Consider the following 25,435-nt stretch of genomic DNA (forward strand, 5'->3'; position numbering starts at 1 on the left):
CGCCCGGGACGTCAGCCCGGTCCTCCGGTCACGATCCGGCCAGCAGACCGTGCCGGTCCAGCACGTCCCGGAGCTGGGCGCGCTCGGTGCCGGAGGCCTCGACCAGCGGGAGCCGCAGACCGCCGACCGGGTGGCCGGCGAGCGCGAGAGCGGCCTTGACCGGGATCGGGTTGCTGGTCAGACCCATGGCGGCGTACACGTCCCGCAACGACGCGTCGATCTCGGCCCGGCGCTCCGGCTCGTCGACCATCCGGTGCATCTGCTCGCCCACCAGGTGGCTGGCGACCAGGATGCCGCCACAGCCCCCGAGCTCGAGCGTGGCCAGGAAGGCCTCGTCGTTGCCGGCGTAGAGACCCAGACCGTCGACCTGGGCCAGGTTGGCGTTGTTGGCCTGCTTCACGTAGGCCACGTGATCGAGCTGCGCCAGCTCGGCGAGCAGGTCGTTGGGCAGGTCGATCCCGACCCGGGCGGGGATGTTGTAGAGCACGATCGGCTTGTCCGTAGCCCGCGAGACCTCGCCGTAGTGGGCAAGGATCCCTCTGCGGTTGGGTCGGTTGTAGTACGGGGTGACGCTCAGCACCGCATCGGCCCCGAGCTCGGTGGCGCGTTCGGTGAGGTGCACCGCGTGCTGGGTGTTGTTGGAGCCGGTGCCGGCGATGATCGTGGCGCCGGCGGGTCGCTCCTGGACGGCGAGCTCGATCACCCGCAGGTGCTCCTCGTCGGTCAGGGTGGAGGCCTCGCCGGTGGTGCCGCAGACCACGAAGCCGTCCGAGCCGTGCGCGGCGAGGTGGTGCAGCAGCGCGACGAACGCCTCCTCGTCCACGTTCAGCTCGGCGTCGAACGGCGTCACGATGGCCGTCAGCACGGCTCCCAGTCCCTGCGCAGTCACGCAGCGCATCCTTCCAGACGCGGCCCGCCCCGACCGCTCCGGCCGAGTCGGCGAAGATCTCGCCCGGCGATGTCGAGAACACCCGGCCGGCTCCGTCCCAGGGTCGAGCGCATCCCACAATGGGGCGCACCACCCGAAGGAGTCCTGTCATGGCCAAGTACCTGCTGCTCAAGCACTACCGCCGCAACGCCGGTCCCGCCGACGTCGCCGGCATCCGTCCGATGGAGAACTGGACGCCGGAGGAGATCGACGCCCACATCGGCTACATGAACGACTTCGCCGCCCGGCTGGAGCAGTCCGGGGAGTTCGTCGACGGCCAGGCGCTCTCACCGGAGGGGACGTTCGTCCGGTACGACGGCCCGGGCCGCCCCCCGGTCACCGACGGTCCGTTCGCCGAGACCAAGGACCTGATCGCCGGCTGGATGGCCATCGACGTCGACTCCTACGAGCGGGCGATCGAGCTGGCCGGTGAGCTCTCCGCGGCGCCGGGGGAGAACGGTGAGCCGATCCACGAGTGGCTGGAGGTGCGCCCGTTCCTGACCGAGGCGCCCACGGTCAGCGAGTGAGCGACCCGGTCGACGAGGGTCTGCTGCGGGAGCTCAGCCCGGCCGTCCTGGCCGTCCTCGTCGGTCGTGGGGCCGACTTCGCGACGGCCGAGGACGCCGTCCAGGAGGCGTTGCTGACAGCGGTGCAGACGTGGCCCGCCGACCCGCCGCGGGACCCGAAGGGCTGGCTGGTCACGGTGGCCTGGCGCAAGTTCCTCGACCTGGCCCGGGCCGACAGCGCGCGTCGGGGGCGGGAGGAGAGGGTGCACCTCGAGCCGGAGCCCGGACCCGTCGCCGCCGGGGACGACTCCCTCGCGCTCTACCTGCGCTGTGCCCACCCGGTCCTGACCCCGGCGTCGGCCGTGGCCCTGACTCTCCGCGCGGTCGGCGGGTTGAGCACCCGGCAGATCGCGGCGGCGTACCTGGTCCCCGAGGCGACGATGGCGCAGCGGATCAGCCGGGCCAAGCGGTCGGTCTCCGGGGTCCGCTTCGACCAGCCGGGCGACCTGTCCACGGTGCTGACGACGCTCTACCTGGTCTTCAACGAGGGCTACAGCGGGGACGTCGACCTGGTGGCCGAGGCCATCCGGCTGACCCGCCAGCTGGCCGCACTGGTCCGGGAGGGGGGTCGGGACGAGCCCGAGGTCGCGGGGTTGCTGGCCCTGATGCTGCTCCACCACGCCCGGCGCGACGCGCGCACCGACGACCGGGGACGTCTCGTGCCGCTGGCGGACCAGGACCGGTCCCGGTGGCGCTCCGACCTGGTCGCCGAGGGGGTCGACCTGCTGCAGGACGCCCTGGCGCGCGACCGGCTCGGGCCGTACCAGGCCCAGGCGGCCATCGCCGCGCTCCACGCCGACGCACCCTCGCCGGCCGAGACCGACTGGGTGCAGATCGTCGAGTGGTACGACGAGCTGCTGAAGCTGACCGACTCCCCGGTCGTGCGCCTGAACCGGGCGGTGGCGATCGGGGAGGCCGACGGTCCGCGCGCCGGGCTGGCGGCGCTGGCCCAGGTCGAGGCGTCGGTGCCCCGCCGGACGGCGGTGGCGGCCCACCTGCACGAGGCCGACGGTGACCCGGCCACCGCCGCCGGGCTGTACGCCGAGGCCGCCCGGCAGGCTCCCAACCTGCCCGAGCGGGACCACCTGACCCGGCAGGCGGCGCGCCTGCACCAGGCGCTGGGCGACTGACGGGCGGCCGCGCGACCGACGCGGGATCGGGCGACCGACGGGCGGGGGGTCTCGGAGCCCTCGCCGGCGACCCCGGGGCGACGAGCCGCCGCGTACGCTCGCCTCCGTGCCGCACACGTACGCGCTCGCGCTGCGCACCCGGTTCCGGGGGATCACCACCCGGCACGGCCTGGTCTGGTCGGGCCCGGCCGGCTGGGCGGAGTGGAGTCCCTTCCTCGACTACGAGGGTGACGAGATCATCCCCTGGCTGCGGGCCGCCGACGAGGCCGCCGAGCAGGGCTGGCCCGTACCGGTGCGCGACGAGATCGAGGTGAACGCGACAGTCCCGGCCGTGGCTCCCGAGCGGGCCGCGGTCCTGGTCCGCGACGCGGGCTGCGGGACCGTCAAGGTCAAGGTGGCCGAGCCCGGTCAGACCCTCGCCGACGATCTCGACCGCATCGCCGCCGTACGGGACGCGCTGGGGCCCGCCGGCCGGATCCGGGTGGACGCCAACGGCGCCTGGGACGTCGAGCAGGCCACCGTGGCGCTGGGACGGCTGGCCGGCTACGGGCTGGAGTACGCGGAGCAGCCCTGCCGGACCGTCGACGAGCTCGTCGCCCTCCGGGTGGCGCTGGCCCGCGCCGGCGTGGACGTGCCGATCGCGGCCGACGAGTCGATCCGGCGGGCGGAGGACCCCGCTCTGGTCGCCCGCCGGGGCGCGGCCGACGTCGCCGTGCTCAAGGTGCAGCCGCTCGGCGGGGTGCGGGCCTGCCTGCGGATCGCCGCCGAGATCGGGTTGCCGGTGGTCGTCTCCAGCGCGCTGGAGACCTCGGTCGGGATGGCCGCCGGGGTCGCCCTCGCTGCCGCGCTGCCCGACCTCCCGTACGCGTGCGGGCTGAACACCGTCCGGTTGCTGGCCGACGACCTGGTCGACGAGCCGCTGGTGGCCCGGAACGGGTGCCTGCCGGTGCGGGCCGTGGTCCCGTCGGCGGACCGGCTCGCCCAGCACGCCGCCGACCCGGACACGACCGCCTTCTGGCAGGCTCGGCTGGACACGACGCGGCGGCGGGCCGCGGCGCACCGACCGCAGGGGAGGGACGAGCGTGGGTGACGCGTCGCGCTGCGCCCAGCTGGTGGTCACCGAGCTGCTGGGGGCCGGCGTCCAGGAGGTCGTGCTGTGCCCGGGGTCCCGCAGCGCCCCGCTGGCGTACGAGCTGTTCGAGGCGGACAAGATCGGGCTGCTCCGACTGCACGTGCGACTGGACGAGCGGACGGCCGGGTTCCTCGCGCTCGGGCTGGCCAAGGCCGCCGAGAGCCCGGTGGCGGTGGTGACCACGTCGGGCACCGCGACGGCCAACCTGCACCCGGCCGTGTTGGAGGCGTTCCACAGTCACATCCCGCTGGTGGCCATGACCGCCGACCGGCCGCGCGCCGCGCGGCACGCCGGCGGCAACCAGACCACCGACCAGGCCGGGTTGTTCCGGAACCACGTGCGTGCCGAGACCCAGATCGACGACACCCCCACCACACCGCGCTCCTGGCGCTTCGAGCTGGGGCGGGTGCTGACGGCGGCGGTCGGGACCCGCAGCGGCACCCCCGGCCCGGTGCACGTCAACCTGTCCTTCAGCGAGCCACTGGTCCCCGGGGTGGAGTCGGCCCCGATCCAGCCCGAGCTGCAGGTGACCCCGCGCCCGCTGGGGCACGCCCCGGTCGTGCTGCCGACCGGTCCGCAGACCCTGGTGGTGGCCGGTGCGCTGACGCCGTCAGCGGGCGCCGCCGCCCGGGCCTTCGCCGAGCAGGCCGACCTGCCGCTGCTGGCCGAGCCGGTGAGCAACGCCCGGGGAGGCAGCCACGCCCTGGCCACCGGTCGCCTGCTGCTGCGCACCGGACTGGGGGAGGAGATCGAGCGGGTGGTGATGTTCGGCCACCCCACCCTGGCCCGCCCGGTGATGCGGCTGCTCGGCCGCGAGGACGTGGAGCTGGTGGTGGTCAGCCCGTACGGGGAGTGGATCGACCCGGGCACGAACGCCCGGTTGGTGGCCAACGCGGTGGCCCTGGACCGCGTGCGGGACGGCTGGCGGGAGCGGTGGACCGAGGCCGACGAAGCCATGTCGGTGCGCCTGCAGGAGGTGCTGGACGGGCTGGCCTACCTGAGCGGTCCGGTGGTCGCCGCTCGGCTCTGGTCGGCGTTGGGTGCGGCGGACACGCTCGTCGTCGGGTCCTCTTCGCCGGTCCGCGACCTCGACCTGGCCCCGGTCAGCGAGACACCCCCCACCGTGTACGCCAACCGGGGGCTGGCCGGCATCGACGGGACCGTGTCCACCGCCGTCGGGGTCGGGCTGGTGGTCGAGCGCCCCACCCACGCGCTGATGGGCGACGAGACGTTCCTGCACGACACCACGGGACTCATCGTGGGTCGACACGAGCAGCGGCCGGATCTGCGGATCGTGGTGGCCAACGACAACGGCGGGGCCATCTTCGCCACCCTCGAGCACGGGCACCCGGTCCACTCGGGGGCGTACGAGCGCATCTTCGGCACCCCGCACGACGTCGACCTGGAGCGGCTGGCCACCGCCACCGGAGCCGGCTACCGGCGGGTCGAGACCGGCGAGGACCTGTCCGAGGTGCTGGCCGAACCGCCGCTGGGCATCGAGGTGGTCGAGGCCGTGATCGACCGCCGGCTGCGGCGGACGCTGGACAACGAGATCGGGTCGTTGACGGTGGCGGTGTAGTCGGGTGGCGCCAGGATCGTCGACCGACACTGCGTCGACATCAGCTCGACCGGAGTCCTTACCCGGCGTGTCGCGCTCGCCGGGTGCAGGTCGAGCTGAGTTCGACGCAGGCAGGCCTGCTCACTGCGTATCGAGGTGCCGATGACCCACCCGTCCGCCGGTGACACCGCCCCAGCACAGGCGCCCGACGGTCCTGCCGTCGCGGGCGAGCTCCTCACCACCGCCTTCGCCTACGACGGCGGGCGCCAGGTCACCGTGTACGTCCCGGCGGAACCGCCGCAGGCGGTGGTCTACGCCGGGGACGGGGAGCTGATCGCGGGGTGGGGTGGTGCGCTCGAGGCCGCCGGGACGGTCCCGACCCTGATCGTGGGAGTGCACCGCACCGGCGACCCCGACGAGATGGTGCGGATCCAGGAGTACTCGCCGTCGTTCGACCCGCAGCGGTTCACGGCCCACGAGCGCTTCTTCGTCGAGGAAGTGCTCGCGTGGGTCGACACCCGCTTCGGCCCGGGGCTGCCGCCGGAGCGGACGGCGGTCTGCGGGGTGTCGGCCGGGGCCGAGCTCGCGTTCGCCCTGGGCCTGCGCCACCCGACGCTCTACGGAGCGGTGTTCGCGAGCTCACCCGGTGGCGGTTTCCGGCCACCAGCGGCGTGGCCCCACCTGCTGCCACGGGTCTACCTCACGGCAGGTACGTCGGAACCGTCCTCCTGGAGAACGCGCAGCGCTGGGCGGACGCCCTCGCCGCGGTCGGGGCCGAGGTGGTCCTGACCGAACGGGACGGCGACCACGGCGATCCCTTCTGGCAGGCCGAGTTCCCCCGCATGGTGGCCTGGGCCTTCCCGAGCTGACCACCGTGACCACTGCTGGTCGTGGGGTGATCGAGCCCGTACGAGGTCGCAGGGCGCGCTGCCCACTGGTGACTCCGGGCTGCTTCACCGGCCCCCGAAACAGCCCGGACGCACCTCTCGGCGGGTGCCCGACGGCTCGGTCGCGTCGCCGTCAGGCGGTACCGCGGTGCAGGGCCACGATGCCGGTCGACAGGTTCCGCCAGGCCACCTGCTGCCAGCCGGACCGCTGCATCAGCGCGGCCAGACCCGCCTGGTCCGGCCAGCCCAGGATCGACTCGGCCAGGTACTCGTACGCAGCCGGGTTGGAGGACACGATCCGCGCGATCCGGGGGATGGCCGCCACCAGGTAGTTGCGGTAGAGCACCCGGAACGGGGTCCAGGTGGGGGTGGAGAACTCGCACACCACCAGCCGACCGCCCGGCTTGGTGACCCGGCGCAGCTCGGTCAGGGCGGCGGTGGTGTCGGACACGTTGCGCAACCCGAAGGAGATGGTCACGGCGTCGAAGCTGTCGTCGGCGTACGGCAGCTGGAGCCCGTCGCCGGCCACGAAGGACAACCACGGGCTGCGGCGCTTGCCGACGGTGAGCATGCCCAGGGAGATGTCGGTCGGCACGACGAACGCCCCGGCGGCCGCGAACGGCTCGCTGGAGGTGCCGGTGCCGGCAGCCAGATCGAGCACCCGGTCGCCGACCTGCGGATCGACCGCCTCCAGCACCAGGGTCCGCCAGGCCCGGTCCTGACCCAGCGACAGCACGTCGTTGGCCAGGTCGTAGCGCTCGGCCACCCGGTCGAACATGGCGGCCACCTCGGCCCGGCCCTTGTCCAGGCTGGCCCGCGATCCCCGGGACCCCCGTCCCGAGCCGTCAGCCTCGGTGGTGGTCACAGCGACCACCGACGCTGACGCCTCGGCCGGGGGGAACGCGTACGGGTCACGGGCTCAGCCTGCCACGCCTCAGAGCTCGACTCCCGCCACCGGGGGCAGGGTGGGAGCGGTGGAGCCGCCGGCCGGTTCGACCGTGACCGCCAGCTGCTTGGCCCCGTCGAGCGGACCGTCGTCCAACCACTGGGTGATGTCACCGCCCCGGTCGACGAGCGCGTTCGGGGTGATCGCGGAGCCGATCATCCACAGCTGGTAGACCTTGCCGTCGCCGGGCGAGGGGAGGTCGTCGCCGAGGAAGACCGCCTGGTCACGGGCCTTCGAGACCACGAACGACACCGAGGACCCGTTCAGGGTCGTGGCGTAGACCTTGGCGTCGGGGGCGGTCAGCAGCTCGCTGACCCGACGGGCGGCGACCTGCTGGTTCTGCTGCTCGGAGCGCAGCACGGACACCCAGCCGCCCAACCCGACGACCAGGACGAGAGCGGCCGCGACCAGTCCGGTCAGGATCCGGCGGGTACGCCGTTGCCGGCGCACCGCGAGCTCGTCCAGCTGCGGCCGGTCGACGGTGGTCTCCGGATCGAGCTCCGCAGCGGTGCCCGACCGGTTCACCGCGCTATCGGGGGACCCAGCCGACACCCACCACCCGGGGGAGACCGGCGAGCCCGGCCGCCCGACGGTCGCCGCCGGCGGCAGCGGACGCACGGTGGCGATCTCCCACAGCACCGACGCCCGCAGGCTCGGCGGCGGTGTCGCCTCGGTCAGCCAGGTCAGCTCGGCCGCGGTCTCGGAGAACTCGGCCACCTCACGCAGGCAGCTCTCGCAACCCGCCAGGTGCAGCTCGAAGACGGTGCGCTCGTCGTCGTCCAACGCGTCGGCGACGTAGGCGCCGACGGCCCCGTGGGGGTCGTTGACGAACGGGTCGTAGCCCTGTGGATCAGACATCTCGCACCCCCTCCTGTCTGGACGCCGCGGTCATGCTTCAACTCCGAGGGCATCTCGGAGGCCGATCAGACCATCTCGGATACGTGTCTTGACGGTCCCGAGGGGCAGCTTCAACAGGCCCGCCACCTCGCGGTGGGTGTAGCCACCGAAGTAGGCCAGACCGACCGCCTCCCGCTGCACCGCGGTCAACGAGTCCAGCCCCTTGCGCACGCGCTCGGTGTCGAGACGGTGCTCCAGGGTGTCCCAGACCTTGTCGTGCGGTGTCTCCTCGTCCAGCCGGGCCCAGTCGGTGTCCCGCCGGGTCTCGCTGACGGTCGCCCGCACCCGGTCGACCGCCCGCCGGTGCGCGATGGTGACCATCCACGACATCACGCTGCCGCGCTCGCTGGAGAACCGGCTGGCCAGCCGCCAGATCTCCACGTAGACCTCCTGAGTGACCTCCGCCGCCAGGTCCGGGGACCGCAGCACCTTGAGCACGACGCCGTAGATCCGGCTGGAGGTGGCGTCGTAGAGCTCGGCGAACGCCTCCTCCTGCCCCCGGGCGGAGCGGTCCAGCAGGTCAGCCAGTCGGGCCGCCTGCTGCTGACGTCCCCCGACGTCGGCCTCAGCGGGCTCCCCCCGCCCTTCCGGCCCGACTGACGTGGTCACAGGCTGATCCTCTCAGGACGTTCCCGACCCGCGGCCCGGGGTCGCTGGTCGGGTGAGCGTCCCGGAGCGCAGCCTCGGGCTGCGCGCCGGGTCGCGGATCAGGACTTCGGCAGCAGCACCTTGTCGATGATGTAGACGGTCGCGTTGGAGGTCTGCACGTTGCCGCACACGACCATCGCCTCGCCGTTCACCTCGAAGCTCTCACCGGAACCGGTGACGGTGACGGGCTGCGACTTGTTCAGCGACTGGTGCTCGCCGGCCAGCTGGTCGGGCGCGAGCCGGCCGGGCACGACGTGCGCGGTCAGCACGTCGGTGAGCAGACCCTTCGGCTCACCGAGCGCCTTCTTGAGCGTGGCCGGGTCCATCGCGGCGAACGCGTCGTTGGTGGGGGCGAAGACGGTGATGTCCTGGGTGGTGTTGAGCGTGTCGACCAGACCGGCCGCCTTGACCGCGGTGACCAGCGTGGACAGCGCCGGGTTGTTGCTGGCGGCGGTGGCCACCGGATCCTGCGACATGCCGTCGAAGGAGCCCTTGCCGGTCTTCGGCACGGAGGCGCAGCCGGCGCCGAACGGCTCGGTCATCGAGGCCGTGGACGCCGACGCCGACGGGCTGGCCGGGGCCGACATGGACGGGCTGCTCATCGGGGCGGACGAGGTGCCGCCCGCCGGGGCGGCGGTGTTGCTCTCCATCCCACAGGCGGCGGCGCTCAGCGGCAGCAGGATCGCAGCGGTGAGGGCGGCCAGACGGGTCGCGTTCTTACGAGTCTTCGTGATCATGTTGTCCTCCGGTGATCGGACGTCCTCGATGGGGTCGTCTCACAAGAGGATTCGGAGTCTCGGGGGCTTCCGGATGGCCGATCTGCGAACTTCTTTCGCCAGCGGGGGTCTCCGGGTGACGGCGGGGCCCCACGACGACCCTCGCCGGCACTACAGTGCGAGGCCGTCCGTCCGTCCAGACGTCAGTCGAGATCCAGGAGCCAGACCCCGATGAACCGCCGCTTCACGTACGCTCTCGCGGCCGCCGCCACCGCGGCCGCCCTCGCCCTGACCGGCTGCGGGGGCGAGCAGACCGGCAGCGCACCGGAGTCGCCGGCGTCCACCCAGCCGTCGGCGGCGTCCCCCGAGTCCACGACCGCCCCGAGCGCGGAGACCAGCCCGAGCACGGAGAGCAGCCCGAGCACGGAGAGCACTGCCGGTGGGCAGTCCGGCGACGACGGCGCCAAGCCGTCGAAGTCCGACGTGGTGGCCGGGCTGGCGACGTTCTACCAGCAGACCCAGGGCATCTCCGGCGGCAAGGCGAAGAAGTTCGCGGTCTGCATGGTGGGTGAGATGTACGACAAGGCGAAGCCCGCGACCCTGGTGGCGATGCGGGACGGCGACCCGACGAAGATCGACAAGGGCGACGTCGGGCTGCTCACCCAGTCCGGCGTGACCTGCCAGCCCGCCCTCGCGTAGCTGTCCCGGCGCCGTCCGACCCCCGGCGCGGCCGTGGTCGTGGGCGCGATCAGCTGGTGCGAGGGGGCAGAATCGCCCCCATGGCCAAACGCACCACCGTGCTCAAAGTGTCGGGGCTGAAGCGCGCCTTCGGCTCCCACACCATCTTCGACGGGTTCAACCTCGAGGTGCGGGCGGGTGAGGCCATCGCCCTGACCGGGCGCAACGGTGCCGGCAAGTCCACCCTGCTGCGCTGCCTGGTCGGCGCGGACCGACCTGACGACGGCACCATCGACGTGCTCGGCACGCCGATGTCGGAGACCTCGCCCGAGATCCGCCGCAACGTGGCCACCGTCATCGACGACCTGGACTTCTTCCCCGACCTCAGTGTGGTGGAGCACCTGGACCTGCTGGCGCGAGCCCACGGTCAGGACGATCCCGACGCCATGGTGGACGAGGTGCTCGACGAGGTGCAGCTGGTGCCGCAGTCGGGACAGCTGCCCGGCACCCTGTCGTCGGGCCAGCGTCGGCGACTCGCCCTGGCCACCGCCTTCGTCCGCCCGCGCAAGCTGTTGATCATGGACGAGCCGGAGCAGCGGCTGGACGTCGAGGGCGTGGCCTGGCTGTCGCAGCGGCTGCAGGCGGAGCGGAAGAGCGGGCTGGCCATCGTGTTCGCCAGCCACGAGCCCTCGCTGGTCGAGTCCGTCGCGACCCGGGTCGTCCGGCTCGGCGCCGCCTGATGACCACCACCGGCGACACGTTCGACGAGTACCCGGCCCACCACGACGCCGGCTTCGAGGGCAACGAGGAGCCCGCGCACCTCGCCGTCCCGTCGGCGGCCGAGCTCAAGACCCTGATCCGGGACTGGCGCAAGGGCCGGGCCACCCGGAACCTGTGGGAGGCCTTCTCCGACGCCTACATCGCCGTCATCGCCGCCCTGATGATCGGCGGCGCGATGGTCAACGTGGTCATCCGTGCCCAGCGAGTCGTCGCGGAGTGCAGCTCGGAGTCGTGTCTGTCCGCGCGGACGGTGCTGCCGTGGGCGGCGCTGGCCCTCGCCGTGGCCCTCGCCCTGGCGGTCTCCCGGCTCTTCGGCCCGGTGCTCGCCTCCGCCGCCGAGGGCTTCTGGCTGCTCGACACCCCGGTCCGGCGGGCCCGCCTCCTCGGTCCTCGGTTGGTCGCCGCCCTGGCTGTCGCCCTCGTGGTCGGTGCGCTGGTGGGGGGAGCGATCACCGCCCTGACCGGCGGCTCCGCGGCGAGCGTCGTCATCTGGTCCGCCGCGACCGCGCTCGCGGCGATGGCAGCGGTCTCCGGCGCCGCCGCCCAGCAGGGAGCCGAACGACACCGGCTGACCGCCGTCGCCACCTACCTGTTCGCGGTCCTCGGCGTCGCCTCGCTCGTCGCGGTGGTCGGCATCGCGGCCGGCTGGTTCAGCCTGGGTATCGGCGAGCAGGGCGACGCGGAGATCGGGTACGCCGTGGTCGCGGTCGCCGGGGTGCTCCTCGTCGTCAACCTCGTGCTGGCCGTGCTGCGTCTCGGCCGCATCCGCCGCACCCGGCTGACCAGCGGCGGCGCCCTGGTCAACGGCATCTCCGGTGCGTTCTTCGCCCTCGACTTCGGGCTGGCCCGCGACATCGTCGTGGAGCGGCGTGCGGTCGCGGTCGGCTCGGTCCGGCCGAAGCGTGGCCGTGGGCTGGGCCGGCAGGCGCTGGTCTGGCGGGAGTGGCAGCGTCTGCTGCGGTTCCCGCAACCTCTGTTCATGCTGGCGGTCACCCTGGTCGTCCCGTACGCCTGCGACGCCCTCGGGATGAGCACCCTCACCCCGGTGGTGGCCGCGCTGTCCCTGTTCGGGGCCACGGTGCCGCTGCTCGGGGGGCTGCGGGTGCTGACCCGGACCGGCGGGCTGTCCCGCTGCCTGCCCTTCTCACTGGCGCAGCTGAAGCTGTCGGCGATCACCGTCCCGGCCGTCCTGGTCGCGGTCTGGGCGGGTCTGACGGCGCCGGCCTACCTCGGTTTCGGAGACGGGGCGATCGCCCGTACGGGCACGCAGGCCGGTCTGATGGCGATCGCCACCGCCGCGGCGGGGCTGCTGGCGGCCATCCGCTGGGTGCAGGCCAAGGGCCCCGACTTCAGCGCGCCGATGATCTCCACCCCGTCGGGCGCCTTCCCGCCGGGACTGATGTCCAACGTCTTCCGCGGCTTCGACGTCTGTCTGATCGCCACCGCACCGATGCTGCTCGGCTTCTCGCCGCTGTGGTCGCTGGCCATCTGCGGCATCGCCGCCCTGATCCTGCTCAACTCGATGGACGCCGAGTCGATCCGCGCCCGGCAGGCCGAGCAGCAGCGGGAGCTGGACCGGGCGAAGAAGCAGCGCGCGGCCGCGGCCGCCGCGGAGCAGCAGAAGAAGCGCTGAGCCGGGTCACTCCACGCTGAACTGGATCTGGTGCCAGCCGCGCGCACCGCTGGGGAAGACCTTCGTGCGGTTCTCCGGCTGCACCTCGCCGGTGCCGTCGGTGGCGCGGACCTGGGCCGTGTGCCGACCGGCGGGACCGTCGTAGTGGAAGGACCACTGCCGCCAGGTGTCGATGCCGGCCGACTCGGCGAGGGTCACGTCCTGCCACTTCCCGTCGTCGATCCGGATCTCGACCCTGTCGATCCCGCGGTGCTGCGCCCACGCCGTGCCGCCGATCATGCCGCTGGCGCTCAGGGTGCCGAGGGACGCCGGCACCTCGATCTTGCTCTGGGTGAGCACGGGGGCGTCGGTGGCCCAGCCGCGCTCGGTCCAGTAGGCCGTCTGCGCGGCGTAGCTGGTGAACTCGATCCGCTCCAACCACTTGGTCGCCGACACGAAGCCGAACAGGCCCGGCACCACCATCCGCGCGGGGAAGCCGTGGGCATCGGGCAGCGGCACGCCGTTCATCCCGACCGCGATCATCGCGTCCCGGCCGTCACTGACCGCCGCGAGCGGGGTCGAGCAGGTGTAGCCGCTGTCGGAGGAGTAGCTGAACACCTGGTCCACTCCCGGCCGCACGCCGACGCGGGTGAGGATCTCGCTGAACGGCACCCCGAGCCAGCGGGCCGAGCTGACGTACGCCCCGCCCACCTCGTTGGACACGCAGGCCAGAGTGATGTCCCGCTCGATCATCGGCATCGCCAGCAGGTCGTCGTAGCTGAGCACGAGCGGGCGGTCGACCCCGCCGTCGATGGTCAGCGTCCAGGTGCCCACGTCCACCCGCGGCGTGACCAGGGAGATGTCCACCCGGTAGAAGGCGTCGTCGGGGGTGGTGAAGGTCTGCACCCCGGGCACCTGGACCCCGAAGGGGAGAGGCTTCGCGGCCGAGCGCGGGAGCGGGAGGCGGATCAGCCCGCGAGCCGCCTGACGGGTGCGGTTGACGGCCTCGCCGAGGCCGGCGCCGGCCGCCGCGAGCAGACCGGCCCCCGCGACGGTGGCCAGGAAGCGGCGCCGCGAGCCGGTCGGGATGGTCGGCGAGTCCGCCGCTGTCCTGGAGGTGAGGTCCGGAGGAGTGAGAGAGCGGGTGAGCAGGGTCAGGGCCACCACCCCGACCACACCCGCCACGAGCGACGGCACAGCGCTCCAGACCCCGCCGGAGGAGAAGCCGCTGCGCAGCAGCGCCGCCCCCGCTCCGACGAGGCCCAGAGCGCCGATGGCCACCGACGCCGGTCCCGGACGGTGCCGGGCCAGCAGGCCGATCCCAGCGGCCGCGACCAGCAGCACGACCGCGATCCCGCTGATGAGAACCGGTTTGTCCCAGGTCCCCAGCAACCGGACCGCCGTCTCCTTGACCGGCGTCGGAGCCGCATCCACCGCCACGGAGCCGACGGCGATCAGCGGCGAAGCCGCTGGTCTCGCCATCAGCGCGGCCACCAGGTGACCGACCCCGAGCGCCGCCGACGCGGACAGCACCCCGCTGAGGGCGAGCGTCGACTTCCGTGGCTTCCCCATGCCGATCATTCGGAGCCGCGGTCCGTACGGATGGGTCGTGCGGCGCCCGGAGATACGCTGCCAGGGTGAGCAGCACCGGCCCGTACCCGCCCCGGCTCTACGCCCGTACGGTCGAGATCGAGGACCCGGGCCCGCTCGCTCCGCTGCTGCCGGGACCTGACGCGTTCGCCTGGGTGCGACGCGGCGAGGGCATGATCGGCTGGGGCGAGGTGGTCCGCAGCAAGCCCGCCTCGGTGGCCGAGGCCGAGGAGTGGTGGACCGGTCTGGTGTCCCAGGTGGTCTCGGTCAGCGACCTGAACCAGACGCCGGGAGCCGGGTTCATGGCCTTCGGCAGCTTCGTGTTCGATCCGGCCACCACCGCGGCCCGTTCCACCATGGTGGTGCCGCGGACGGTGATCGGTCGCCGCAACGGCCGGTCCTGGCTGACCCAGATCGGCACCTCCTTCGGCCACGACGACGCCCTGCCGCCGGTCGTCCAGCCCGTGCCGCCGCGCTCTGTCTCGTACGCCGACGGCGGTCTCACCGGACCGCAGTGGGAGGCGGCGGTGGCCGAGGCGGTCCGGCGGATCAGCGCCGGCGAGCTGGAGAAGGTGGTGCTGGCGCGGGACCTGCTGGCCCGCTCGAGCGAACCGATCGACCCGCGCTGGATCCTGGCCCGGCTGGCCGAGCGGTACGAGCGCTGCTGGAGCTATCTGGTCGACGGGTTGGTCGGTGCCACGCCGGAGATGCTGCTGCGTCGCGAGAACGGGCTGGTCACCTCCCGGGTGCTGGCCGGGACCATCCAGCGCAGCGGCGACAACACCCGCGACCTGGCGTCGGCGGCGGCGCTGGCCCGCTCCAGCAAGGACCTGGAGGAGCACGAGTACGCGGTGGCCTCGGTGGCGGACGCGCTCGCGCCGTACTGCTCCGGGATGAACGTGCCCGACGCGCCGTACGTGCTCGAGCTGCCCAACGTGCTGCACCTGGCCACCGACGTCACCGCCGTGGCCGGACCGGAGCGCACCTCGCTCGGACTGGCCGCGGCCCTGCACCCGAGTGCGGCGGTCTGCGGCACCCCGACCGAGACGGCCCGGGAGACCCTGGCCGAGCTGGAGCACCTCGACCGGGAGCGCTACGCCGGGCCGGTCGGCTGGATCGACGCCCAGGGTGACGGCGAGTGGGGGATCGCGCTGCGCTGCGGCATCGTCGACGAGACCGACCCCCGGCAGATCCGCCTGTTCGCCGGCTGCGGGGTGGTGGCGGGCTCCGACCCGCAGTCGGAGCTGACCGAGTCGAACGCCAAGCTGGTGCCGATGCGCGACGCGCTCGGCTGACCCTCGTGGCCGCTCCCGCTGTCCGCCCCGCCTCTTCCGGCCCGCCCACCACCCCGCCCAGCGCCCCCCGGCTGGTCGCCGTCGTGCTGGCCGGTGGGGCTGGCCGCCGGTTCGGCGGCGACAAGCTGGCGGTCGAGATCGACGGTCGCCCGCTGCTGGAGCACGCTCTCGACGGCCTGCCGGCCGGGACCGCGATCGCCCTGGTCGGTCCGCCCCGTGCCGTGAGTCGACCGGTCACCGTGGTCGCCGAGGACCCGCCGGGCGGTGGGCCGGCCGCCGGTCTGGTCACCGGGCTGGCCTGGGCGCTCACCTCCGACCCCGCCGCGGTCGTGACCCTCCCCGGTGACGCCCCGGGCGGAGGGCGGGCCGCGGCGCTCCTGCTGGCCGAGCTGGAGCGCACCGGGGCCGACGCGGTGGTCGGGGTCGACCTGTCCGGCCGGGACCAGGTGCTCCAGCTCGCCCTACGACCCGTCGCCGCCCGGCGCCTGATCCAGCTCGCCGGACCGGACCGCGGTCACGACCAGTCCGTCCGCCGGTTGGTGACCGCCCTGGCCCCCGCACGGCTGGACCTGGCCGAGGACCTGTCGCGCGACATCGACACCGGCGCCCAGCTCGCGCATTTTCGCAACCGCAGCCGCACGTAATTCATCGCGACATTCGTGTCTGGCAAGGGAAATCGTCCGCCGAAGGCGTCGCCCCCGCATGACTCTTCCGGTGTCTGAGTCGTAGGGTAGGTTCACAGAGTTCGTGAAGGTTTTCACGAGCGCCCCCACTGATGTTCACTGCTGACGCCCGGGAGGGACGATGTCTGTCGAGGCCGACGTCCTCGTCGTGGGCGCCGGACCGGCTGGTTCGGCGACCGCGACGCATCTGGCCCGCCGTGGCCTGGACGTGGCGCTGCTGGAGAAAGCCCAGTTCCCGCGGGAGAAGGTGTGCGGCGACGGTCTGACACCGCGCGCCACCCGGCAGCTGATCCGGCTCGGCATCGACACCTCCGAGCAGGCGGGCTGGCTGCACAACAAGGGCCTGCGCATCTACGGCGGCTCGACGACGCCGTTCGAGCTGCCCTGGCCCGAGCTCGCGGACTTCCCGTCGTACGGACTGGTGCGGCCGCGTTCCGACTTCGACGACCTGCTGGCCCGCAACGCCGTCGCGGCGGGCGCGAAGCTGTACGAGCTGTGCAACGTGAGCACGCCGATCCTGGACGACCGGACCGGCCGGATCGTCGGCGTCACCACCAAGGACGGCCAGGAGTTCCGCGCGCCGCTGGTGGTGTCCGCGGACGGCAACTCGACCCGGCTGAGCCTGGCGATGGGGCTGGCCAAGCGGGACGACCGACCGATGGGTGTGGCGGTCCGCACCTACTACACCAGCCCGCGGCACCTCGACGACCACCTGGAGTCCTGGCTCGAGCTGTGGTCGGGCACGCCCGGGGAGAGCGACCTGCTGCCCGGCTACGGCTGGATCTTCGGGATGGGCGACGGCACCTGCAACGTCGGACTGGGCGTCCTGAACACGTCCTCGGCCTTCGGCAAGACCGACTACAAGGACCTGCTCAAGCGGTGGTTGGACAACACCCCGGAGGAGTGGGGCTTCCGCGACGAGAACATGACCACCAAGGTGATGGGTGCGGCGCTGCCGATGGGCTTCAACCGGACGCCGCACTACACCAGGGGCCTGCTGCTCGTCGGTGACGCGGGCGGGATGGTCAACCCGTTCAACGGCGAGGGCATCGCCTACGCGATGGAGTCGGCCGAGCTGGCCGCCGACGCGATCGCCGAGGCCCACTACCGCGGCGTCGGGACCAGCACCGCCGAGCGGGCCCTGCAGGGCTACCCCACCCAGCTGAAGGCCGAGCTCGGTGGGTACTACACCCTCGGCGCCGTGTTCGTGAAGCTGATCGGCAACCCGCGGGTGATGTCGCTGTGCACCAAGTACGGTCTGCCGCGCAAGACCCTGATGCGCTTCACCCTCAAGCTGCTGGCCAACCTGCACGACAGCCGGGACGGGGACGCCATGGACAAGATCATCAACGCGCTCTGCAAGATCGCCCCGAAAGCATGAGGGGCAGCCGGATGAGCGGGCAAGGAGTGGAGCGGTGAGCCCCTACCTCGGCATCGTGATCATGCTGGTGATCGCGTCGGGCTTCGTCGGCCTGACCATCATCACCTCCATGCTGGTGGGTCCTGGTCGCTACAACCGGGCCAAGTACGACTCGTACGAGTGCGGTATCCAGCCGACCCCGCAGCCCCTGGGTGGTGGCCGGTTCCCGGTGAAGTACTACATCACCGCCATGCTCTTCATCATCTTCGACATCGAGATCGTCTTCCTCTACCCGTGGGCGGTCTCCTTCGACCAGATGGGGACCTTCGCGCTGGTGGAGATGGTGCTCTTCGTGATCACCGTCTTCCTGGCCTACCTCTACGTGCTGCGACGCGGCGGACTCGAGTGGGACTGATCCCTGTGACCACTGACCTCCAGACCTCCTCCCGGGAAGAAGACGATCATGGGTGTTGAGGAGAAGCTCCCCACCGGTGTGCTGCTGACGACGCTGGAGGGGCTGTTCGGCTACATGCGCAGCGCCTCCTTCTGGCCGGCGACCTTCGGGCTCGCCTGCTGTGCGATCGAGATGATGACGTACGGCGCGCCCCGCTACGACTCGGGTCGCTGGGGCCAGGAGGTCTTCCGGGCCTCCCCGCGCCAGGCCGACCTGATGATCGTCGCCGGCCGGGTCAGCCAGAAGATGGCCCCGGTGCTCCGGCAGATCTACGACCAGATGCCCAACCCCAAGTTCGTCCTGGCGATGGGTGTCTGCGCCAGCACCGGCGGCATGTTCAACAACTACGCGATCGTCCAGGGCGTCGACCACGTGGTGCCGGTGGACATGTACCTGCCCGGCTGCCCGCCGCGGCCGGACATGCTGATCGACGCGATGTTCAAGCTGCGGGAGAAGGTCGCGCACCTGCCGGTCGGTCTGAACGCCGTGGCCGCGGACGAGGCTGCCGAGGCCCGTCAGCTGGAGGCCCCGGCCGCCCACGAGCTGAAGGGGCTGCTGCGGTGACCGCTCTCCATGGTCGCGCTCCGCGCCCCGTGCTCGTGGGCTGCGCGGAGTCTCGTTGCTGCACTCCCGAGAGGCTCCGCCCATGAGCGACAAGCCGACCGAACCGACCGGGCCGCACAACGAGTCCGACGCCAAGGCCCCGATCACCGGCGCCGTGCCCGAGGGCGAGTCCGCCCCCGACGCGGGGACGAAGTCGGAATCGGCCACCGGCGCCCCGGCGGACGTGGCCAGCGACGAGACCGAGGCGTCGGAGGCGACCGCCGAGGGGGCCGTCCAGCGCTCGGGCTCCAGCGCGGAGGTGATCGAGACCCGGCAGGGCATGTTCGGCGTCCACGGCACCGGCGACACCTCCGGCTACGGCGGGTTGACCCGCACCATCGAGTTCCCGGCCGCCTCGCTGCCGCCGTACGGGGGCTGGTGGGACCAGGTCAACGACCGGATCGGTGAGGTCATGGGGAGCTACTCCGACGTGATCGAGAAGGTCGTCGTGCACCGCGGCGAGATCACCTTCCACGTGGCGCGGGCGCACCTGGCCACCCTCGCGCAGCACCTGCGGGACGACGCCCACCTGCGGTTCGAGTTCTGCAGCAGCGTCTCCGGGGTGCACTACCCGGCCGACAAGGGTGCCGAGCTGCACGCGGTCTACCACCTGCAGTCGATGACCCACAACCGGCGGATCCGGCTCGAGGTGTCCTGCCCCGACGACGATCCCCACATCCCGTCAGTGGTCCCGACCTACCCGACCGCCGACTGGCACGAGCGGGAGACCTGGGACTTCTTCGGCATCATCTTCGACGGCCACCCCGCGCTGACCCGGATCCTGATGCCGGACGACTGGCCCGGCCACCCGCAGCGCAAGGACTACCCCCTCGGCGGCATCCCGGTCGAGTACAAGGGCGCCACCATCCCGCCCCCGGACGAGCGGAGGAACTACTCATGAGTGGTACCGGTACGACCACGGACCCGTACGGCGCCTTCACCGAAGACGCCGAGGGTCACGTCTACACCGTCACCGGTCAGGACTGGGACTCCCTCGTCGCCGAGCAGGCGGAGCGGGGCGACGAGCGGATCGTGGTCAACATGGGTCCGCAGCACCCGTCCACCCACGGCGTGCTCCGGTTGATCCTGGAGATGGAGGGTGAGTCGGTCACCGAGGCCCGTTGCGGCATCGGCTACCTGCACACCGGCATCGAGAAGAACATGGAGTTCCGCACCTGGACCCAGGGGGTGACGTTCTGCACCCGGATGGACTACCTGTCGCCGTTCTCGCAGGAGACCACCTACTGCCTGGGCGTCGAGCGACTGCTCGACATCGAGGACCGGATCCCCGAGAAGGCGAACGTCCTGCGGGTGCTGATGCTCGAGCTCAACCGCATCTCCTCCCACCTGGTCTGCATCGCCACCGGCGGCATGGAGATCGGCGCGCTCACCGTGATGACGATCGGCTTCCGGGAGCGGGAGAAGGTGCTGGACGCCTTCGAGCTGATCACCGGACTGCGGATGAACCACGCCTACATCCGCCCGGGGGGCGTGGCTCAGGACCTGCCCCCCAACGCGCTCGACCACCTTCGCGATCTCGTGTCCTGGTTGAAGAAGCACCTGCCGGAGTACGCCGACTTCTGCAACGCCAACCCGATCTTCATCGGCCGGCTGAGCGGGGTCGGTCACCTCGACCTGGCCGGCTGCCTGGCCTTGGGGATCAGCGGCCCGCCGTTGCGCGCCACCGGCTACGACTGGGACCTGCGCAAGAAGCAGCCCTACTGCGGCTACGAGACCTACGACTTCGAGGTCCAGACGTGGGACACCTGCGACGCGTACGGGCGGTTCCGGATCCGGCTCAACGAGATGTGGGAGAGCCTCAAGATCGTCGAGCAGTGCATCGCGCGGCTGGAGAAGATGGAGGGCGACCCGGTGATGATCGCCGACGGCAAGATCGCCTGGCCCGCCCAGCTCTCGGTCGGGAGCGACGGGATGGGCAACTCCAACGAGCACCTGAAGCACATCATGGGTGAGTCGATGGAGGCCCTGATCCACCACTTCAAGCTCGTCACCGAGGGCTTCCGGGTCCCCCCGGGTCAGGCGTATGTGCCGATCGAGAGCCCGCGCGGCGAGATCGGCGCGCACGTGGTCTCCGACGGCGGCACCCGCCCGTTCCGCGCGCACTTCCGCGATCCCAGCTTCGTCAACCTGCAGGCGATGCCGGCGTTGTGCGAGGGCGCCATGGTGTCCGACGTCGTCGTCGCGGTGGCCAGTCTCGATCCCGTGATGGGCGGAGTCGACCGATGAGCCTGACCGAGCCGAATCCGCCGAGTGAGCCGGGGCGGTCGAACGGGCATGCCGGCGGCGATGTCGGGAGCGAGGAGCTGGTCGGGCAGCTGACCAGCGGGGAGGCTCCGCGGCATGGCCACTTCACCACCCACTTCGACGAGGCCAGCATCGACCACTCCGTCCAGGGGACGGCGATCGACGGGTCGACGATCGACGAGCTGCACCTGATCGCGGCCCGCTACCCGCAGGCCCGGTCGGCGTTGCTGCCGATGCTGCACCTGGTGCAGAGCGTGGAGGGACGGGTGACACCGCGCGGCATCGAGCTGTGCGCGGAGATCCTGGGCATCTCCACCGCCGAGGTGAGCGGCGTGGCCACGTTCTACACGATGTACAAGCGCCGTCCGGTGGGGGAGTACCACGTCGGGGTCTGCACCACAGCGCTCTGCGCGATCATGGGCGGGGACGAGGTCTACGCCCGCCTGCAGGACCATCTCGGGATCGGTAACGACGAGACCACCGACGACGGCAAGATCACCCTGGAGCACCTGGAGTGCAACGCCGCCTGCGACTACGCGCCGGTGATGATGGTCAACTGGGAGTTCTTCGACAACACCACGCCGCAGCGGGCGTGCGAGGTGGTCGACCAGCTGCGGGCCGGGGAGGCCGTCACCGCCACCCGGGGCGCCCGGGTCTGCACCTGGCGCGAGTCGGAGCGGGTGCTCGCCGGCTTCCCCGACAACCGGGCCGACGAGGGCCCGACGTCCGGCGCGGAGTCGTTGCTGGGCTTGCGGATCGCGGCGGAGAAGGGTTGGTCGGCACCTCCGGTGCCGCGGCACGAGGCGGCGCAGGACGGCGCCGGGCACGAGGGGGAGGAGAACCATGGTTGACCTGCTGACCCCGGTGCTCACCGCCAACTGGGGCGATGAGCGGGCCTGGAAGCTGCACAACTACGAACGCCGCGGCGGCTACCAGGGGCTGCGCAAGGCCCTGGGCATGACCCCCGCGGAGGTCGTGGCAGAGGTCAAGGACTCCGGGCTGCGCGGACGTGGCGGCGCCGGCTTCCCGACGGGCATGAAGTGGGGCTTCATCCCGCAGGACAACCCGAAACCGAAGTACCTGGTGGTCAACGCCGACGAGTCCGAGCCGGGGACCTGCAAGGACATCCCGCTGATGATGGCCTCGCCGCACACCCTGGTCGAGGGCGTGATCATCGCGTCGTACGCCATCAACGCCTCCTACGCCTTCATCTACGTCCGCGGCGAGGTGCTGCACGTGGTCCGCCGGTTGCAGCAGGCCGTGCGTGAGGCCTACTCCGCCGGTTACGCGGGCAAGAACGTGCTGGGCACCGGCTACGACCTCGAGATCGTGGTGCACGCCGGCGCCGGGGCGTACATCTGCGGGGAGGAGACCGCCCTGCTCGACTCCCTGGAGGGCCGGCGCGGCCAGCCGCGGCTGCGGCCGCCGTTCCCCGCCGTCGCCGGTCTCTACGCGAGCCCGACGGTGATCAACAACGTCGAGTCGATCTCCTCGGTGCCGTGCATCCTGGCCAACGGTGCTGAGTGGTTCGCCTCGATGGGCACCGAGAAGTCCAAGGGGATGACGATCTACTCGCTGTCCGGGCACGTGACGCGGCCGGGACAGTTCGAGGCCCCGCTGGGGGTCACCCTGCGCCAGCTGCTCGACCTGGCCGGCGGCATCCGCGAGGGTCACCGGTTGAAGTTCTGGACCCCGGGCGGGTCCTCCACCCCGATGCTGACCGACGAGCACCTGGACATCCCGCTGGACTACGAGGGCGTGGCCAGCGTCAAGTCGATGCTGGGCACCAAGGCGCTGCAGTGCTTCGACGAGACCACCTCGGTGGTCCGCACCGTGCTGCGCTGGACCGAGTTCTACAAGCACGAGTCCTGTGGCAAGTGCACCCCGTGTCGCGAGGGCACCTGGTGGCTGGTGCAGATCCTGAAGCGGATGGAGGCCGGCCGGGGCGAGGAGGGCGACATCGAGAAGCTCCTCGACCTGTGCGAGAACATCCTGGGTCGCTCGTTCTGCGCGCTGGGCGACGGCGCCACGTCGCCGATCAGCTCGGCCATCCAGTACTTCCGCAGTGAGTTCGAGGACGCCATGCACACCCCGGCCTGGGAGCTGTTCCCGTACGAGCGCAGCACGATCTTCGTCCGTGAGGGAGCTCTTTCATGACCGCAACGGCGACGCCCGGACAGGACCTCGAGAAGCGCGAGGACCTGATCACCCTGACCATCGACGACGTCGAGGTCAGCGTGCCCAAGGGCACCCTGGTGATCCGGGCCGCCGAGCTGATCGGCACCGAGATCCCGCGCTTCTGCGACCACCCGCTGCTCGAGCCCGTGGGCGCCTGTCGGCAGTGCCTGGTGGAGATCCCCGACGCCGGCAACGGTCGGCCGATCCCCAAGCCCCAGGCGTCCTGCACCCTGGAGGCCGCCGCCGGCATGGTGGTCAAGACCCAGGTGACCTCCCCGGTGGCCGACAAGGCCCAGCACGGGAACATGGAGTTCCTGCTGGTCAACCACCCGCTGGACTGCCCGATCTGCGACAAGGGCGGAGAGTGCCCGCTGCAGAACCAGGCGATGGCCCACGGTCAGGCCGAGTCCCGCTTCCACGACGTCAAGCGGACCTACCCGAAGCCGATCAACATCTCGGCCAACGTGCTGCTCGACCGGGAGCGCTGCGTGCTCTGCGCCCGCTGCACCCGCTTCTCCGAGCAGGTGGCCGGCGACCCGTTCATCGCCCTGATCGAGCGCGGGGCCCTGCAGCAGGTCGGCATCTACGAGAAGGAGCCGCTGCACTCCTACTTCTCCGGCAACACCATCCAGATCTGCCCGGTCGGCGCGCTGACGTCGTCGTCCTACCGGTTCCGCTCGCGCCCCTTCGACCTGGTGTCGGTGCCCGGCATCGCCGAGCACGACGCGTGCGGCTCGGCCATCCGGGTCGACTACCGGCGCGGCCAGGTGATGCGGCGGCTGGCCGGCGACGACCCCGAGGTCAACGAGGAGTGGATCACCGACAAGGACCGGTTCGCCTTCAGCTACGGCCGCGGCGCCGACCGGCTCACCCGGCCCCTGGTCCGCGACGTCGACGCCGACGGCACCTCGGTGCTGCGCCCGGCGTCCTGGCCCGAGGCCATCGACGTCGCCGTCCGCGGTCTCCAGGCGGCGATGCACCCGCCGCTCGACCCCGACGACCCGGAGGCGGCACCGGTCAGCCCGGGCAGCCGGGTCGGTGTGCTCACCGGCGGCCGGCTGACGGTGGAGGACGCGTACGCGTACGCGAAGTTCGCCCGGGTCGTGCTCGGCACCAACAACATCGACTTCCGCTCCCGGCCGCACAGCCAGGAGGAGGCCGAGTTCCTCGCGCACACGGTGGCCGGCTCGGGCCGGGGCGTGACCTACGCCGACCTGGAGCGGGCCGACCGGGTGCTGCTGGTCGCGCTCGAGCCGGAGGAGGAGGCCGGGGCGGTCTTCCTGCGCCTGCGCAAGGCGGTCCGCGCGACGGGTCTGCAGGTGTACACGCTGGCGCCCTACCTGAGCAACGGCAACCACAAGCTCGACGCCACCCTGGTCGCCACGGCGCCCGGCGCCGAGGCGAGTGTGCTCGCCGAGCTGCCGGCGGAGCTCTTCCCCGGACCCGACACCGTCATCCTGGTCGGTGAGCGGGCCGCTCTGGCGTCCGGCACGCTGACCGCCGTCGCCGCGCTGGCCGAACGCACCGGGGCCCGGTTGGCCTGGGTGCCCCGTCGCGCCGGCGACCGCGGTGCCGTGGAGGCCGGCTGCCTGCCCAACCTGCTGCCCGGCGGCCGTCCGGTCGACGACGCGGCCGCCCGGGTCGACACCGCGGTCACCTGGGGTGCCGACCACCTCCCGGCCGACACCGGCCGCGACACCGACGAGATGCTGCTCGGCGCGGGTGACGACGAGCTCGGGGCCCTGGTCGTGGCCGGGGTCGACCCCAACGACCTGCTCGACCCCGTCGCCGCGCTCGAGGGGCTGGAGCGGGTCGGGTTCGTGGTCAGTCTTGAGGCTCGCGCCTCCGCGGTCACCGAGCGGGCCGACGTCGTGCTGCCCGTCTCGCTGATCGAGGAGCGATCCGGCACCTTCGTCAACTGGGAGGGTCGGGACCGCGGTTTCGACGCGGTCTTCGCCAAGCCCAGCTCGATGAGCGACCTGCGGGTGCTGGCCGCCCTGGCCGACGCGTTCGGGAGGTCGCTCGGGCTCCGGACGCCTGCCCAGGCTCTCGCCGAGCTGCGGGAGCTGGGGACCTGGGACGGGCCCCGGGCGGCGGCGCCGACCATCGGTGCCGGGGTGGCGTACGAGCCGGCTCCCGGGCACGCGCTGCTGGCCACCTGGCGGATGCACCTGGACCACAGCTCCGCGGTGGCCCACGAGCCCTACCTGCTGGACACCGCACGGCCACCGGTGGCCGTGCTGCACCCCGCGACGGCCGCGGCCGCCGGGATCGTGGACACGGTGCGGATCACCACCGACCGCGGGTCGGTCACGCTGCCCGTCCAGCTGGCGGTCGAGATGGTCCCGAACGTGATCTGGCTGCCGACCCGGCCCCGCGGTCACGAGGTCGCCGAGCACCTCGCAGCGGCCGCCGGTGACCCGGTCCTGATCACCCCGTCGAACAGTGAGGTGGTCGTGCCATGACCGGTGCCATCGGTCGCGCTCCGCGCTCCGCGGTCCTGTGCTCCGCGGTTTCCCGCTCGTTCGT

General features: G+C 72.1%; 24 protein-coding genes. 18 read left to right on the top strand and 6 right to left on the bottom strand.

What is annotated here, in order from left to right:
- Positions 1-28: 28 nt before the first annotated feature.
- Entirely contained in the window at positions 29-889 is an 861-nt protein-coding gene (dapA, locus tag ABD714_RS00215) for a 4-hydroxy-tetrahydrodipicolinate synthase (protein WP_344810251.1), read from the bottom strand.
- 149 nt (positions 890-1,038) lie between these two features.
- Between dapA and ABD714_RS00220 the strand changes: the two genes are divergently transcribed.
- The 5 genes from ABD714_RS00220 (at position 1,039) to ABD714_RS00240 (ending at position 6,103) form a co-directional block, all read left to right on the top strand.
- Positions 1,039-1,455 carry a YciI family protein gene (locus tag ABD714_RS00220; RefSeq protein ID WP_344810252.1) on the top strand — a complete coding sequence of 139 codons (417 nt, stop codon included), beginning with the start codon at positions 1,039-1,041 and terminating at the stop codon, positions 1,453-1,455.
- Positions 1,452-2,624, top strand: coding sequence for an RNA polymerase sigma factor (locus tag ABD714_RS00225; RefSeq protein ID WP_344810253.1), 1,173 nt, complete (start codon positions 1,452-1,454; stop codon positions 2,622-2,624). Before ABD714_RS00220 ends, ABD714_RS00225 begins: the two co-directional genes overlap by 4 nt.
- A 106-nt stretch (positions 2,625-2,730) precedes the next feature.
- A complete protein-coding gene (locus ABD714_RS00230; protein WP_344810254.1) occupies positions 2,731-3,714 on the top strand; it encodes an o-succinylbenzoate synthase in 984 nt (327 codons plus the stop codon).
- A complete protein-coding gene (gene menD / locus ABD714_RS00235) occupies positions 3,707-5,335 on the top strand; it encodes a 2-succinyl-5-enolpyruvyl-6-hydroxy-3-cyclohexene-1-carboxylic-acid synthase (RefSeq protein ID WP_344810255.1) in 1,629 nt (542 codons plus the stop codon). The genes ABD714_RS00230 and menD overlap by 8 nt, the downstream gene beginning before the upstream one ends.
- Positions 5,336-5,476: 141 nt before the next feature.
- Positions 5,477-6,103, top strand: a complete 627-nt coding sequence (locus ABD714_RS00240) for an alpha/beta hydrolase-fold protein (protein ID WP_344810256.1) — start codon at positions 5,477-5,479, stop codon at positions 6,101-6,103.
- Between the two features lie 231 nt (positions 6,104-6,334).
- Here the strand turns inward: ABD714_RS00240 and ABD714_RS00245 are convergent, their stop codons facing one another.
- The 4 genes from ABD714_RS00245 to ABD714_RS00260 form a co-directional block, all read right to left on the bottom strand.
- Positions 6,335-7,066, bottom strand: coding sequence for a demethylmenaquinone methyltransferase (locus ABD714_RS00245; RefSeq protein WP_344810257.1), 732 nt, complete (start codon positions 7,064-7,066; stop codon positions 6,335-6,337).
- 69 nt (positions 7,067-7,135) lie between these two features.
- A complete protein-coding gene (locus ABD714_RS00250; RefSeq protein WP_344810258.1) occupies positions 7,136-8,005 on the bottom strand; it encodes an anti-sigma factor in 870 nt (289 codons plus the stop codon).
- Between the two features lie 30 nt (positions 8,006-8,035).
- Positions 8,036-8,653 carry an ECF RNA polymerase sigma factor SigK gene (sigK, locus tag ABD714_RS00255; RefSeq protein ID WP_344810259.1) on the bottom strand — a complete coding sequence of 206 codons (618 nt, stop codon included), beginning with the start codon at positions 8,651-8,653 and terminating at the stop codon, positions 8,036-8,038.
- Between the two features lie 98 nt (positions 8,654-8,751).
- Positions 8,752-9,429, bottom strand: coding sequence for a fasciclin domain-containing protein (locus tag ABD714_RS00260; protein ID WP_344810260.1), 678 nt, complete (start codon positions 9,427-9,429; stop codon positions 8,752-8,754).
- A gap of 210 nt (positions 9,430-9,639) precedes the next feature.
- Here ABD714_RS00260 and ABD714_RS00265 point away from each other — a divergent pair, with 210 nt between their 5' ends.
- The 3 genes from ABD714_RS00265 to ABD714_RS00275 all read left to right on the top strand — a co-directional run bounded on the left by ABD714_RS00265 (position 9,640) and on the right by ABD714_RS00275 (position 12,499).
- A complete protein-coding gene (locus ABD714_RS00265; RefSeq protein WP_344810261.1) occupies positions 9,640-10,107 on the top strand; it encodes a hypothetical protein in 468 nt (155 codons plus the stop codon).
- A gap of 80 nt (positions 10,108-10,187) precedes the next feature.
- Complete coding sequence (locus ABD714_RS00270) at positions 10,188-10,826, top strand: ABC transporter ATP-binding protein (protein WP_344810262.1); 639 nt, start codon at positions 10,188-10,190, stop codon at positions 10,824-10,826.
- Positions 10,826-12,499, top strand: coding sequence for a DUF6297 family protein (locus tag ABD714_RS00275; RefSeq protein ID WP_344810263.1), 1,674 nt, complete (start codon positions 10,826-10,828; stop codon positions 12,497-12,499). The genes ABD714_RS00270 and ABD714_RS00275 overlap by 1 nt, the downstream gene beginning before the upstream one ends.
- A 6-nt stretch (positions 12,500-12,505) precedes the next feature.
- Here the strand turns inward: ABD714_RS00275 and ABD714_RS00280 are convergent, their stop codons facing one another.
- A complete protein-coding gene (locus ABD714_RS00280) occupies positions 12,506-14,050 on the bottom strand; it encodes a molybdopterin-dependent oxidoreductase (protein WP_344810264.1) in 1,545 nt (514 codons plus the stop codon).
- Between the two features lie 65 nt (positions 14,051-14,115).
- On the opposite strand from ABD714_RS00280, the gene ABD714_RS00285 reads away from it, so the two are divergent.
- From ABD714_RS00285 to ABD714_RS00330, 10 genes are all read left to right on the top strand, one after another.
- Positions 14,116-15,363 (top strand): isochorismate synthase, encoded by a 1,248-nt coding sequence (locus ABD714_RS00285; protein WP_344810265.1) that lies wholly within the window; start codon positions 14,116-14,118, stop codon positions 15,361-15,363.
- Between the two features lie 5 nt (positions 15,364-15,368).
- Positions 15,369-16,007 (top strand): molybdenum cofactor guanylyltransferase, encoded by a 639-nt coding sequence (gene mobA, locus ABD714_RS00290; protein ID WP_344810266.1) that lies wholly within the window; start codon positions 15,369-15,371, stop codon positions 16,005-16,007.
- A gap of 160 nt (positions 16,008-16,167) precedes the next feature.
- Positions 16,168-17,427 (top strand): geranylgeranyl reductase family protein, encoded by a 1,260-nt coding sequence (locus tag ABD714_RS00295; protein WP_344810267.1) that lies wholly within the window; start codon positions 16,168-16,170, stop codon positions 17,425-17,427.
- 34 nt (positions 17,428-17,461) lie between these two features.
- Positions 17,462-17,821 (top strand): NADH-quinone oxidoreductase subunit A, encoded by a 360-nt coding sequence (locus ABD714_RS00300; RefSeq protein ID WP_344810268.1) that lies wholly within the window; start codon positions 17,462-17,464, stop codon positions 17,819-17,821.
- A 48-nt stretch (positions 17,822-17,869) separates the two neighbouring features.
- Positions 17,870-18,424, top strand: a complete 555-nt coding sequence (locus ABD714_RS00305; protein WP_344810269.1) for a NuoB/complex I 20 kDa subunit family protein — start codon at positions 17,870-17,872, stop codon at positions 18,422-18,424.
- A gap of 82 nt (positions 18,425-18,506) precedes the next feature.
- A complete protein-coding gene (locus tag ABD714_RS00310) occupies positions 18,507-19,364 on the top strand; it encodes an NADH-quinone oxidoreductase subunit C (protein WP_344810270.1) in 858 nt (285 codons plus the stop codon).
- The gene (locus ABD714_RS00315; protein ID WP_344810271.1) at positions 19,361-20,710 is read left to right on the top strand and encodes an NADH-quinone oxidoreductase subunit D; all 1,350 of its coding nucleotides are present in this window, start codon (positions 19,361-19,363) and stop codon (positions 20,708-20,710) included. Before ABD714_RS00310 ends, ABD714_RS00315 begins: the two co-directional genes overlap by 4 nt.
- Positions 20,707-21,579, top strand: a complete 873-nt coding sequence (nuoE, locus tag ABD714_RS00320) for an NADH-quinone oxidoreductase subunit NuoE (RefSeq protein WP_344810272.1) — start codon at positions 20,707-20,709, stop codon at positions 21,577-21,579. Before ABD714_RS00315 ends, nuoE begins: the two co-directional genes overlap by 4 nt.
- Positions 21,572-22,885, top strand: coding sequence for an NADH-quinone oxidoreductase subunit NuoF (nuoF, locus tag ABD714_RS00325; protein WP_344810273.1), 1,314 nt, complete (start codon positions 21,572-21,574; stop codon positions 22,883-22,885). Before nuoE ends, nuoF begins: the two co-directional genes overlap by 8 nt.
- Positions 22,882-25,371, top strand: a complete 2,490-nt coding sequence (locus tag ABD714_RS00330; protein ID WP_344810274.1) for an NADH-quinone oxidoreductase subunit G — start codon at positions 22,882-22,884, stop codon at positions 25,369-25,371. The genes nuoF and ABD714_RS00330 overlap by 4 nt, the downstream gene beginning before the upstream one ends.
- The last annotated feature ends 64 nt before the right edge of the window (positions 25,372-25,435 follow it).

It is taken from the genome of Microlunatus aurantiacus, from assembly GCF_039536605.1.
Taxonomy (GTDB): domain Bacteria; phylum Actinomycetota; class Actinomycetes; order Propionibacteriales; family Propionibacteriaceae; genus Microlunatus; species Microlunatus aurantiacus.